The 12,897-nt window shown below is 69.8% G+C and carries 11 protein-coding genes; 3 read left to right on the top strand and 8 right to left on the bottom strand.

The window, feature by feature from the left end; translation table 11 throughout:
- Window positions 1-12: 12 nt before the first annotated feature.
- Entirely contained in the window at window positions 13-444 is a 432-nt protein-coding gene (locus tag ACERMF_RS07605; protein WP_373668455.1) for a heme-binding protein, read from the bottom strand.
- The gene (locus tag ACERMF_RS07600) at window positions 441-758 is read right to left on the bottom strand and encodes a hypothetical protein (RefSeq protein ID WP_373668454.1); all 318 of its coding nucleotides are present in this window, start codon (window positions 756-758) and stop codon (window positions 441-443) included. Before ACERMF_RS07600 ends, ACERMF_RS07605 begins: the two co-directional genes overlap by 4 nt.
- Window positions 759-1,015: 257 nt before the next feature.
- On the opposite strand from ACERMF_RS07600, the gene ACERMF_RS07595 reads away from it, so the two are divergent.
- From ACERMF_RS07595 to ACERMF_RS07585, 3 genes are all read left to right on the top strand, one after another.
- Entirely contained in the window at window positions 1,016-2,566 is a 1,551-nt protein-coding gene (locus ACERMF_RS07595; protein ID WP_373668453.1) for a hypothetical protein, read from the top strand.
- Window positions 2,567-2,919: 353 nt separating this feature from the next.
- Window positions 2,920-4,614: a sensor histidine kinase gene (locus ACERMF_RS07590; RefSeq protein ID WP_373668452.1), complete on the top strand. Its 1,695-nt coding sequence runs from the start codon at window positions 2,920-2,922 to the stop codon at window positions 4,612-4,614.
- Between the two features lie 269 nt (window positions 4,615-4,883).
- On the top strand, window positions 4,884-5,561 hold the full coding sequence (locus ACERMF_RS07585; protein ID WP_373668451.1) for a LuxR C-terminal-related transcriptional regulator: 678 nt from the start codon (window positions 4,884-4,886) through the stop codon (window positions 5,559-5,561).
- 14 nt (window positions 5,562-5,575) lie between these two features.
- On the opposite strand, the gene ACERMF_RS07580 is transcribed toward ACERMF_RS07585, so the two are convergent.
- Genes ACERMF_RS07580 through ACERMF_RS07555 form a run of 6 tightly spaced genes read right to left on the bottom strand, consistent with a single transcriptional unit; the run spans window position 5,576 to window position 12,888 of the window.
- A complete protein-coding gene (locus tag ACERMF_RS07580) occupies window positions 5,576-6,604 on the bottom strand; it encodes a DnaB-like helicase C-terminal domain-containing protein (protein WP_373668450.1) in 1,029 nt (342 codons plus the stop codon).
- A 28-nt stretch (window positions 6,605-6,632) separates the two neighbouring features.
- Complete coding sequence (locus ACERMF_RS07575; protein ID WP_373668449.1) at window positions 6,633-7,559, bottom strand: type II secretion system F family protein; 927 nt, start codon at window positions 7,557-7,559, stop codon at window positions 6,633-6,635.
- An 8-nt stretch (window positions 7,560-7,567) separates the two neighbouring features.
- Window positions 7,568-9,472 (bottom strand): type II secretion system F family protein, encoded by a 1,905-nt coding sequence (locus ACERMF_RS07570; protein WP_373668448.1) that lies wholly within the window; start codon window positions 9,470-9,472, stop codon window positions 7,568-7,570.
- Entirely contained in the window at window positions 9,469-10,914 is a 1,446-nt protein-coding gene (locus ACERMF_RS07565) for a CpaF family protein (protein WP_373668447.1), read from the bottom strand. Before ACERMF_RS07565 ends, ACERMF_RS07570 begins: the two co-directional genes overlap by 4 nt.
- Window positions 10,911-12,104 carry a CpaE family protein gene (locus tag ACERMF_RS07560; RefSeq protein WP_373668446.1) on the bottom strand — a complete coding sequence of 398 codons (1,194 nt, stop codon included), beginning with the start codon at window positions 12,102-12,104 and terminating at the stop codon, window positions 10,911-10,913. The genes ACERMF_RS07565 and ACERMF_RS07560 overlap by 4 nt, the downstream gene beginning before the upstream one ends.
- Window positions 12,097-12,888: a Flp pilus assembly protein CpaB gene (locus tag ACERMF_RS07555; protein WP_373668445.1), complete on the bottom strand. Its 792-nt coding sequence runs from the start codon at window positions 12,886-12,888 to the stop codon at window positions 12,097-12,099. The genes ACERMF_RS07560 and ACERMF_RS07555 overlap by 8 nt, the downstream gene beginning before the upstream one ends.
- Window positions 12,889-12,897 lie beyond the last annotated feature (9 nt).

Genomic DNA, 12,897 nt, shown 5'->3' with positions numbered 1-12,897 from the left:
GCTCGTCGACGCTCAGCCGGTGATGGCGGTCAGGCCGACGGACTCGATGCCGGCGACGGCGGCGACCTCGTCGTGGTCTGAGGTGTCACCGGTCACGCCGACGGCGCCGATGATCTCGCCCTCGGTGTCGGCGACCAGCACACCGCCGGGCACGGGAACGAGCGCGCCGCCGGCGGCCGCGGTCGCGGCGGCGATGAAGTAGGCCTGCTCCTCGGCGCGTTGCATCAGGGCGCGGGAGCCGACACCCAGGCCGAGCGCGCCGTAGGCCTTGCCGTGGGCGATCTGGAACCGCAGGTTGGAGGCGCCGTCCTGGCGGGCGAAGGCGCGGGCGTGGCCCCCGGCGTCCAGCACGATCACCGCCAGCGGCTTGTAGCCGTGTTCGGCGCCGGCGTTGAAAGCCGCGTCGATGATGCGGCGGGCCTGCTCCAGGGTCAGGGTGCTCATGGGGCTTCCTCTCGTTCGATCAGTCCGGTGACGACGTCCTCGAGCTCGTCCCCGAGGCCCAGGCGCGCGACCGCGGTGACGAAGGCGGAGCGGTTGAGACCGCAGGCGACGGCCTGGTCGTCGAGTTCGTCGCGCTCGTCGGGTGTCAGGTACAGGGCGGCGAAGGCGGCGTCCTCGACCTTCGGGCGGCGGCGCACCTCGACCGTGCCGAGCCGCTTCCGCAGCGTGGGGCCGAACTCGGCGGCAACGGCCAGCACCCAGTCGCCCACCGACCAGTCGTGCACCGAGGCGGCCTCGGTGGCCGCCTGCTTCACGCGTCTTGGCAGGGTGAGGCCGACATGTCGCCGCTCGGACGGCGTGCGATCGCCGGTTCTCGCACGACTGCTCGCCAACGGTCACTCCCCCGAGAGGCTCGGTGGCTCCACCCTAGCCCGTTATATGACGATCGCAACCGGACGGTGACCGGCACATCGGCACGAGCGTGCGGCAGCCGGACGGACACGTGTCCCGCCCCGAGCGCGCGCGTTGGGTTTGCCGCTGGGAGAGCCGTCCGAGACCGGGAGAATCATTGATGCGAATCCGACGCGGCACCGCCGCCCTCGCCGTGGCGCCGATGCTGTTGGCACTGGCGCCGAGCAGCACACTCGGCGACGTCGGCGGGGTGATCGACACCACGACCGACATCGTCGCCGCGACCGCGGACACGGTCCTGCCGAGCCCGAACGTCAACCTGGTCGGCGCCCTCCCCGACCCCTCGATCATCTCGGTCGCCTTCGCCAGTGACGCGCCGGTGATGTACGCCTCCACCCTGACCGGCGTCCGCACCTACGACATCAGCGACCCCACGCTGCCCCGCCTGCTGGGTGCGGTTCCGATCGCGGTCTTCCAGAACGAGAACGTGAAGCTCGGCGAACGCGCCGACGGCACGAAGTTCGTGCTCGTCGGGTTCGACACCGTCGGCGTCACCCCGACCGCGGACCCGACCAACGTCGGCACCTACGACGAGATTGCCATCGTCGACGTGACCGACCCGACCGCCCCCTACGTCCGGTCCCGCGTCGAGGTCGGCTCCGACACCCACACCGTCGGCTGTGCGAACACCGCGTGCACCCACGCGTACTCGTCGGGTCGTGGCGCCGCGTTCGACGTGGTCGATCTCACCGACCTGGACGCTCCGGTCTTGCTGCCGCAGGTCACGGATCAGCCGATGGAGGCCAATGAGGCCTTCTCCACCGGCATCGGCCACGACTGGGACGTCGACGCCGACGAGGTGGCCTGGTGGGTCGGGACCGGCGGCATCGTCGGCTACGACGTTTCCGACCCGACCGCGCCGGTCGTGCTCAACTCCTCCGACGTCCACGGCCGCGACCCGGAATGGAACAACTTCATCTCGCACAACAGCCTGCGGCCGAGCGCTGACAAGTTCACCGGTCCTCGCCTGCGGCCCGGCAAGTCCGATCCGCGCGGCAACGCCAAGGGCCACCGCGTCACCGACAGCGGGGCACCGCACGTCGACCGCGGCAACGTCCTGCTCGTCACCGAGGAGGACTACATCGACACGACCTGTGCCTCGGAAGGTTCGTTCCAGACCTGGCACGTCCCCGACCTCGACCCGACCATCAATCCCGACGGCGTCCAAGACGGCGGCACGATCACCCCGCTCGACCAGTGGAACACCGAACTGCTCGACACCGGTGTGAAGACCCCGGCGGGAGCGTTCTGCTCGGCCCACTACTTCGACTATCACCAGGACGGCTACGTCGCGCAGGGCTGGTACCAGCAGGGACTGCGCATCCTCGACGTCAACGACGCGTCGGAGATCCGACAGGTCGGCTTCTGGGTCACGGCTGTGCAGGAGACCTGGGGCGCGAAGTGGGTGCCCGAGTACGACGCCGACGGCCGCCAGACCGGACGCAAGACCAACCTGCTCTACACCCAGGACCCGACCCGCGGCGCCGAGATCCTCGAGGTGGACCTGCCCGAGGACCGCGGCACCGCAGCAACCGTCACCGCGCCGGTCCTCAGCTCCTGGCTGCAGGTCGACACCGACCTGGCGGAGCGTGCCGCGGCCAGTCCGTTCGGCGGGGTCTGCGTGCTCCCGCCGGCACGAACCACCTCCTGAACCTGGTCGAGGGTGCTGGCTGGGGCCCGATCCGTCGGTTAGAAACGGACCCAGCCAGCATCCTCGCGTCATGGAGTCGCCCACTCCCCCACACGTTCGGAGGTCGCCGTGTCGTCCCTGACGGCTCTGCTCGTCTTCCTCGCCATCCTCGCCACCTTCTCCGCAGCGGCGCTGGTCGCCTGGGAACTGGCCGACTGGGTCACCTCCAAACGGGTCTCGTGACGGCCGGACGGCCGCCATGAAATCTCCGTGAATTCTCGCGAACCGCCCACATCTCGCCCACTGCATCCGTATCGTCACCGTCCGCGGTCGGACGGGGGACCAGTCCGACCGCCTCATGGGGGCAGGGGACGATGCGGAGCGGGTCGAACGACGAGTCGGACGACGGTGCCTCACCGGGACGCGGCTACCGGGGGGTGGACCGCCGCGGGCTGATCGCTGGCCAGCCCGCGTCGAAGGCCCTCACCGCCACGGTCGTCGCCGGCACCATCTTCGCCTGCCTGCTGCTGTTGCTCGCCATGACCGTGTCGCTGCCGCAGATCATCCGTCCCAACACGCTGCGCGGCCAGCTCGACGCGACCGCTGCCGCCTTCGCCGTGTTGTTCGCGTTGCTCTGCTATCTCCGCTGGCGTCTCGTCGGGGCGGCGGCGGCCGCTTGGCTCGGCACCGCCCTGGCGGTGTGGGCGACGGTCGTGGCGGTCGACGCGGTGGTCGCCTCGACGGTGCTCGACCTCGGACCGATTCCCTGGATCCGCTTCTGCGGGTTGCTCGCGGCCCTGTGGCTGGTGTTCGAGGGGCTGCGCGCTCCTGACGTCGATGCGACGCTGCGTCCCGGCCGCATGCTCGCCGGCATGCTGATCGGGGTCCTCGCCGTGTCTGCGCTGGCGATCAGCCTCACGGGCACCGCGAGCACAGCGTCGCCGCCTGCGGGTGGTTTGGCCGACCGTGGCTTCGCACTCGCATGGGTCGCCATGGGCGTGCTGTACTTCCGCAAGTCCCACCGCCAGGACCGCCCGTTCCTGGGCTGGAGCGGGATCCTGTTCCTGCTGTTCGGCTACAGCCACCTGTTGTCGTCCGCGCCCGGGCAGGCGCCGATGACCCGCCTGGCCAGCCAACTGCTGGAGGTGTCGGGCCTGCTGGCGGCGATCGCGGGCGCCACCATCGCCCTCGCCCACGCCTACCTCGCCCAGGGTGGCCGGCTGCTCGAGGCGGAGGCGCAGAAGCGCACCGCCGAGGCGCGGGTGGAGGTCGACCATGCCCGCCAGGCCGAACGCGCCCACGAGGCCCGCAACGCGCTGACCGCCATCGAGGGGGCGACCCGGGCCCTGCAGGCCTACTCCGACCGCCTCGACGACGCCGACCGTGCCAGGCTCTCGGCGGCCGTCAGCGCGGAGATCTCGCGGCTGCAACAGCTGGTCTCCGCCGAGGTCGTCGAGCCGCAGTTCGGCCGCTTCCGCTTGTCGGAGGCCATCTCCGCGGTCGTGACCTGCGAACGCTCGCTCGGCGCCTGGATCGAGAACCACGTCGGCGACGACCTCGTCGCCTTCGGCAGCCCGACCGACACCGCCGAGGTGGTCCAGAACCTGCTGCAGAACGCCCGCCGCTACGGGACCGGGCCGATCGTCGTGCGTGCCGAGGTGGACGGACCCGACCTGGTCCTGCGCGTCGAGGACCAGGGGCCAGGCATCGCGGAAGACGAACGCGACCTCGTCTTCGAACGGGGCCATCGCGGCCGCAGCGGTACGCACCGTCCGGGGAGTGGCCTGGGCCTGTACGTGTCCGCACAACTCATGGCCGACCAGGGCGGCACCCTGCGTCTCGAGCAGCGTCCCGGTGTGCCGGGCGCATGTTTCGCGCTGACACTGCCCGGGTTCTCAGAGGGCATCGGTGAGCTGTTCGGGCTCCCCCAGCTGCCCGGCGAGACCGACCACCAGCGCGAGGAGGTCGGCCAGGTCGCCTCCGGGGTCACACGCCTCCTCGCGGCCGTCCCGGACGACGCTTCGGGTGACGCCGCCCTCGTCGAGCACCACCACGCTGCGGGCCAGTAGTTCGCCCGGCAGCGGCTCGCTGGTCACGGCGACGCTGAACTGCTGTGGCGCCCGCGCAACGCGACGGCGTTCGGGGATCGGGCAGACCACGGCGTCGACCTGCCGTGCCCGCAGCGAGACACACAGGGTCTCGGCCAGGATGCGTGGCAGCACCCGGACCAACACGCGCGGCTTCGGTGTCGTGAGGTTCATGCGGCCGTGCTCGGCAAGGCGTAGAGTCCGAGAGCCGCCGGGGACTTCGTGCCGGCGACGGGGAGGGGACACCCCACATGGTCACGACGGGGACGCAAGGGCGACGTGTGCTGGTGGTCGACGACCACGGCCTGCTCGCGCAGAGCCTCGGCTTCGCGCTGCGCGACCGCGGGCTCGAGGTCGAGGTCTGCGGCGAACTGACGGCCGACGCCATCCTGGCCGCGGCCACCGATCCGCCGGTGGACGTGGCGCTGCTCGACCTCGACGTCGGCGGCGACCTCGGTACCAGCGTCCCGTTGATCCCCGAGCTGACCGACCGCGGCGCACGGGTGCTGATGCTGACCGGCGTCACCGACCGTCTTCGGCTGGCCGAGTGCGTCGAGGCTGGCGCCATCGGGGTGATGTCGAAGGCGCAGCCGTTCGACCAGCTCGTCGAAGCCGTCGAGCGGGCCGTCGAACGGGGCGAGGTGTTCGCGCCGGGTGAACGCGAGCAGTACCTCGCCGACCTGCGTCGGCTGCGAAGCGAACAGCAGGCGCGCATGGCCCCGTTCGAGCAGCTCACGCCGCGGGAGCGCCACGTCCTGCAGTCGCTGATGGACGGCGCCAGCGCGGAGCAGATCGCCACGTCGGCCGTCGTGTCGCTGGCGACGGTGCGCAGCCAGATCCGCTCCGTCCTGCAGAAGCTCGGGCTGAACTCGCAGCTGTCGGCCGTGGCGATGGCCCGGAAGGTCGGCTGGAGCAACGACACGGACTGAGGGGGCGCGCGGTTTCACTCCCCCGCCAGTCGGTCGTCGACCAGCCGTTCACGCAGGTATGCGCCGCGCGGGTCGAAGCGGTAGTGCACGAAGTCCTTGCGGAACTCGACGTCGACCATGGCGGGACCGCCGCGGTTCTTCTCGACACTGAACACCACCGCCTGCCGGAACCGCTCGGCGTTGGCGGTGTCGTAGGCGAGGTGTGCCTTGGCGACGGCCTGGTGCTTGTCGTTGAGCAGGATCGCTACGTCGCACTCGTAGGCCAGCGCGGTCGACCCGCGCAGGTGATGCATCCGCAGGCGGCCCGTGCGCAGCCCGTCCCAGTCGGCGGCGACCAGCGCGAGCACGACGACCTGGTGGTGTGCCGCCAGGTCTTTGAGTTGCTGCGTAATCGCCGTGACGTGGTCGTTCGCGTCCTCGTACATGGACGGGACGCGCTGCAGGTAGTCGACGACCAGCAGGCCACCTGGGTCGAGGTGCTGTCCGGCGAGGCGTTGCAGTTCGACCAGGTCGGTTTCCGTACCGGAAGCCTGCACCAGGACGAGGCGTTCCGCGTAGCTGTCGAGCCGGCCGTAGGCGCGACCAAGTAGTGGCTCGGCGTCGAGGACGTCCTGGAGCGACCGGAAGCCGGCGGCGGCCTCGACGGCGACGCGCGCCAGCCGGTCCAGTTCACCCAGCGGCCCGGGCTCCGGGAGTTCTGCCAACTCCAGGGCCAGCAGGCGCCCGAGCATGGTGGCGTGGTCGTGTTCATAGGAGACGTAGACACTGCTTCGGCCGTCGACCGCGGCACGACGGGCGACCTGCAGCGCCGCGATCGTCTTGCCGACCCCCGGAGCACCGCCGAAGACGACGAGGTCGCCCGGGCGGAAACCCCCACCGAGGGCCTGATCGAGCACGTCGAAGCCGGTCCGCAACGGCGTGGCCCGTGGACGGCCGACGGACGCCGCCGCGGCGGCGTAGGCGTCGAACGCGGCCTCCTTGAGCGTCTTGGCCGACGACGAGGAAGTCAGCGGCCGCAGCCTCAACTCGTCCTGGTAGGTCATCGGCGGGCTCCGAGTGGGTGGTGAGGGCTCAGAACGCGCCGCCGTCACCGAACAGGGTGCGACTCATCTGGATGGCGGCCGGACCGAGGATGACGATGAACAGCGTCGGCAGGATGCACAGGATGAGCGGGAAGATGATCTTGACGGGGATCTTCATCGCCTTCTCCTCGGCGCGCTGGCGGCGCTTCATGCGCTGCTCGGCGGCCTGGACCCGCAGGACCTCGGCGATCGGGATGCCGTAGTTCTCGGCCTGGACGACGGCGAGGACGAAGTGGCGCAGGTCGGGCTGTTCGGTGCGGTCGGCGAGGTTGCGAAGCGCCTTGCTGCGCGGCACGCCGATCTGCACCTCCTGCAGCGTCCGCACGAGCTCGTCAGCCAAGGGGCCCTCCCCCGTTCGACCGGCGCGAGCCATCGCCGACTCGAAGCCGAGCCCAGCCTCAACCGCGATCGTCATCTGGTCGAGGGTGTCGGGAAGCGACTTCTGGATCGATTCCCGGCGCTCAATCCCCCGGCTGTACAGCAACAGGTCCGGCGCGAAGTAGCCGAGCGTCGTCATGCCGCCCCAGACCAGCAGCCACAGGACCGTGCGCTTGTCGGCGAAGGCGACGAACCCGAGCCCGAAGCCTGCCGTGCCCAGGACTAGCTTGCCGACCAGGACGCGTTCCATCGTCCAGGCGGCGGGACGTCCCGCGAGCATCAGGCGCCGCTCGAGTGCCTCGTACCAGCCGACAGGGGTGAGCCGGCGTGCGAGTTGACCGAGGTTGCCCAACGCCGGGCGGGCACGCTCGATGCCCGACTGCTGGAGGACGGCGACGCGCAGGTCGGTCGGACCACCGGTCCCCATCAGGACGCTGCGATCGACCATCTTGTTCGACCGCGCCCCAGCGATGGACCACCACAACAGTGGCACCGACAGGGCGACGGCCGCAGCCGCGAGGTAGACGGTGACAGGCACGATCGCTCCTAGAACTCGAGCTTGACGAGGGCGCGCAACCACAGCCCGCCGACAGACATGAGGATCGCCGCCGTTGCGAGCAGGCCCCAGCCGAGCAGCCCGCCGCTGGTGAGCTCCGCCAGGTACGGGCGGTTGGTGAAGAAGATGATCGTGCCCACGCCGAAGGGCAGGGCAGCAAGCACCCAGGCCGACAGGCGTCCCTCCGCGCTGAGTGCCTTGACCTGGCGGCGGATCTGGTTGCGCTCACGGATGGTGCCAGCGACGGTGTCGAGCACCTCAGCGAGGTCACCGCCGACCTCGCGGTGGATCTCGATCGCCTGGACCACCCAGCCGAAGTCCTCGGACTCCATGCGCGCGGCCATGGCGTGCAGCGCATCACCGAAGTCGCGGCCGAGGCGCGATTCGACCACCAGGCGCGAGAACTCCTCCGACGAGGGCGCGTCTGCCTCACGCGCGACGGCGTCGACGGCCTGCATGAAGCTGTAGCCGGCCCGCAGGCTGCCGGCGAGTAGCTGAAGCGTGTCGCCGAGCTGGTCGGCGAACTTCGCCTGGCGACGCGACGTCTTGAACGACACGAACAGCTTGGCGGAGATGACCGACATCACGGCCAGGAGCAGCGCGGCGAACGGGCCGTTGAGCAGACCGCCCACGACGCCGGCGGTGAACACGGCGCTCGATGTCAGGACCACGAACTCGCCCGGACGCAGGTCGATGCCGGCTCGCTCCAGCGCGGCGTTGAGCGATGAACGCTTGCCGCGACGCTCCAAGGTCCGTTCGGCCAGCAGCGTGGCCTTCTGGGCGAGCTCACGGCCACCACCGGCGTTGGCGCGGTGCGCCGCCCCCCACAGCTGCGCCCGGCGCTCACGTGGCCGAAGTACGAGCGCCAGGATGGTCGCGAGCGCGACGAACCACAACGCCGCTCCCCCGTAGAGCAGCTGCTGCGCGGACACCGACGGGATCGGCACGGTGACGCCAGTGACGGGCGCCTCGGCCGGTGGTGGAGGCGCCGGGCTCTCGGCCGGTGGAAGCAAGGTAGGCAGCTCGATTGTGCGCACGTCCGAGGCGGTCACGCCGCCCTGTGTGAGCTCGACGCCCAGCTCGACCGCGCCGGTGCTGTCCGATCGGTAGTCGATGAGGAACCGGTTGACGAGTTCGGCAGCCAACGTGTCGTAGATGCCGGCGAGGGCTTCGGCGTCGTCCGCCTCGGCGACGCTGCCGGATGCGACCTCGGCCATGGCTGCCATGGAGGCGTCGTCGGCCTCCTCGGTCTTGTAGGCGATTCCCTTGAAGCCGATTCCCGTGCCCTCGAGAGCGGCGGTGACCTCATCCAGCGTGGCGACGCTGACGGTGTCGGCACCGTCAGAGAGGACGACGATGGACTGCTTGGTGTCGGTCCCGGGCTCGGGGAAGGTCGTGATCGCGGTCATCACCGCGTCGTAGAGCGAGGTGTTGCCGTTCGCGACCAGACTTTCGATGGCGTCGCGGTGCTGGTCACGGTCCCCGTCGAAGCCGGTCAGTACCTCGACGTCGGTGTCGTAGCTGATGACCGAGATCCTGGCTGCCTCGGGCAACCGGTCCAGGAATCCGACGGCTGCGAAGCGTGCGTCGGCCATGGCCTCGACACCCATGCTGCCGCTGGTGTCGATCAGCAGCGCGACCTGCAGGTCGGCGCTGGAGGCCTGTCGGACACGCTGGACCTCGCGGGTGACACCGTCCTCGGTGACCGCGAACGCGGAGGTCAGGTCCGCGCCGTCCAACGCGCCGGGAACCACGACTTCGACCCGCACGTCCGGGAACGCGTCGAGTGTCACGTCGCCGATGCGCACTCCCCCCGGCGTCTGCGCCGCGGCGACGGTCAGCGTCAGGAGCGTCGCGGCCAGCGACGCCAGCAGGAGCGTGGCGGCTCGCTTCATCGCGCGACCGCGCCGCGCGTGGTCAATACGCCCATGTCGCCGATCGGGGCGCCGAACACGATCGGCGGGATCTGGATCCCGGATTGTTCGAGCGTCTCGGTGAACCTCGGGCGGATGCCGGTCGGCCGCTGCTGGCCCCGGAACCGGCCGTCGGCGTCCATGCCGGCGTCGTAGTCGAACACGAACACGTCCTGCAGGGTGACGATCTGGCCCTCCATGCCGTGCACCTCGGTCACGTGCGTGATCCGCCGGCTGCCGTCGCGGAGTCGCGTGATCTGCACGATCAGATCGACCGCGGAGGCGACCTGTTCGCGGATGGCGCGTACCGGCAGGTCGACACCGGCCATCAGCACCATCGTCTCCAGGCGGGCGATGGCGTCGCGGGGCGAGTTCGCGTGCACGGTCGACAGCGAGCCGTCGTGGCCGGTGTTCATGGCCTGCAGCATGTCGAGGGCTTCGCCGCCTCGTGTCTCACCGACGATGATGCGATCGGGACGCATGCGCAGCGCGTTGCGAACGAGATCCCGGATGGCGATCTGGCCCTTGCCCTCGATGTTGGGCGGACGCGACTCCAGCCGGACCACGTGGTCCTGGTGCAACTGCAGTTCGACCGCGTCCTCGATGGTGACGATGCGCTCGTCCTCGGGGATGAAGGAGGACAGCACATTGAGCAGCGTGGTCTTACCCGTGCCCGTACCGCCGGAGACGAGGATGTTGAGCCGTCCTCGGACACACGCGTCCATCAGCTGCGCCAGCGGTGCCGTCATCGTCCCGAAGCTGATGAGGTCGTCGACCTGGAACGGATCCTTGGCGAACTTGCGGATCGTCAGCGAGGGGCCGTCGACGGACAGCGGTGGCACGATCGCGTTGACACGCGAGCCGTCGGGCAGGCGGGCATCGACCATGGGCGAGGACTCATCGATGCGGCGGCCGACCTGCGAGACGATGCGCTCGATGATGCGGCGCAGGTGGTCCTCGGTGACGAATCGCGCGTCGGTGCGGGTGAGACGTCCGGCACGTTCGACGTAGATTGCCGACGCACCGTTCACCATGACCTCGGTGACGGTCTCGTCGTCGAGGAACGGCTGCAACGGCCCGTACCCGAGCACGTCGTTGCTGACGTCCTTGGTCAGCCGCTGCCGCTCGTCGGCCGTCAGCGGGATGCGTTCCCCGTCGATGATCTCGGACAGTTCCTGGCGGACGAAGGCTTGCAGCTGGTCGTCGCCGAGCGAGGAGTCGTACAGGCGGGACCCGAGCCGAGCGAACAGTGCCTGTTGGGCCCGCTGCTTGATCTGCAAGAGCGGGTCTGCCTGTGCCGACACCGCCGGCTTGGGCAGTGTCGGCGGTGGGACGGTCGGCGCAGGCGCACCCCCCGCCTGCGCCGCACCGACCGTCCCCTCGCCCCCCGGTCCCCCGCCGTTGAGTCGCTGACCGAGCTTCATCGTCCACCCCTCCGCAACAGTGACAGCCCCGCCCGCTGCGGCTGGTCGGTGAACTGGTTCACCAGGTTGGTGAACTGCCGTGCGACCGCCGATCGCGGATCCGACTCCACGACCGGAGACCCCTGGTTCATCGACAGCGGCACAGCACGCGAGCTGGAGACGGCGACGTCCACCGGCAGGCCGACGGTCGCCTCGACGTCCTTGATGTCCAGGCCGACCTTGGAGTCGGCCCGGTTGATGACGAAGTGGCGCTTCTGCTGCGTCATCCCGAGCTGTTCGAGCGCGTCGACCTCCTTGCGAAGGCTGCGCACGCTCAGGACGTCCATCGCGCACATCAGCACGAGGTCGCTGGAGACCTCGAGCACCGACAGCGTGTGCTCCGTGATGCCGGCGCAGGTGTCGACGATGACGTAGTCGAACTCGCCCGCCAGCGCTTCGACGACGTCCTTGGCCTGCTCGGCCGAGACCGCTTCACCTTCGGCCGGTGACTCAGGACCACACAGCGCCCACAGGCTGGACGCATGCGGCGTGAGCAGGGTCTTCAGCGTCATGACGTCGAGTGGGCCGGGCGTGCGTACCGCATCGACGATGCTGGACTCGGGCGTGACGCGCAGTGCGCTGGACACGTCACCGAACTGCAGGTCGAGATCCACGATGACCACACGGCCCGGCTGCGCCATGGCAAGACCGACGGCCAGGTTGGTGGACAGCGTGGTCTTGCCGGAGCCGCCCTTGGGCGAGAGCACCGTGATGATGCGACCCCGCGCCTCCATAGGTGGCGGAGCGAGCATTCGACGCCGGCCTTCGGCCACGGCGAGTGCCCGGTCAAAGGCGCTGCGCACGTCGGCATCGACCGCGTCTGGAGCGAGCACGTCGCGAACCCCGGCGCGAAGCGCCTGCTCCCACAGCGTCGGCGTGGTCTCGGTGATCAGCAGGACGCTGATCTCCGGCCGGTCCTGCTCCAACCGCTTGGCCAGCTCCAGTGCGCTGTCGAGTTCCAGGCCGGGTCCGATGGCCACGACGTCTGGCTGCACGTCCCCGAGTTGGCCCAGCACCGCGTCCGGCGTCACGGCTCCGAGGTGGCCGTCCCACCGGCGGAGGTCACCGTTGAGCATGCCCCGGAAGGCCTGGCGGACGCGCTGCTCGTAGCCCGCTTCTGGCGTGGCGAGGAGGATTCGGAGGTCAGTCATCGTAGATGTTCCTCGGCGTCCGCAGCAGGCTGCCTTCTTCGCTGGCCGTCTCCGGTTCAGCGGAGAGCCAGACGAGCCCGTGCTCGGCGGTGAAAACCATGCGTTCTGCCTGGTCCACGTTCACCGCGAAGGTCACCAGCAGGTTCCCCGTCGGTGCCAGTTCGATGGTGTTGCCCGTCGCCTCGCCCTCGGCAGGCGTCTGCGGTACCTGCTCCCACTGCACGTTGGTGACCAGCAGCTTGTGCAGGATCATCTTGGCGGTATCACTGAGGCGCTCCCGATACGCCTCGCGCTCCTCCTCGGCGATCTCCTCGTCCTCGCGCTCGTCGTCCAGGGAGAAGGATGCGAACAGCCCGACCGTGTCACCGGGCTTGACCTTGCCGCCGAGTGCCCGCTGCGGTGCCAGCGAGAGCGTCACCTCCTGCAACCCCTCGGGTATCTCGATCGCGGCCTCTTCGACCAGCTCCTCCGGCGTGACGAAGCGTGGCCGGACCAGTTGTTCCCCAGCAAGGAGGTCGACGGCGGCGATCTGGCCCTCGAGATCTTCCAGGTCATCGACGCTGCCGAAGGCACGCACCTTCACCGGCACCCGCTCGGTCGTCACGTATGACGCCAGTTCGGCTGCCTGCGTGCCGCGAGGCACGTCCTGGTTCACGACCAGTACCTCGACGACCTCTTCACCGGCGAGTGCCCGGTCCTCGGCCCCCCGCACATATGCCACCAGCAGCCCAGTGCCGACCAACGCCAACAGAAAGGCGCCGAGCACACCCAAGACCTTGCGCATGATTCGCTT

The sequence above is a fragment of the Egicoccus sp. AB-alg6-2 genome (genome assembly GCF_041821025.1).
Classification (GTDB): domain Bacteria; phylum Actinomycetota; class Nitriliruptoria; order Nitriliruptorales; family Nitriliruptoraceae; genus Egicoccus.
The sequence above is the reverse complement of the archived record's forward strand: the minus strand, read 5'-3'. Positions and strand labels throughout refer to the sequence as shown.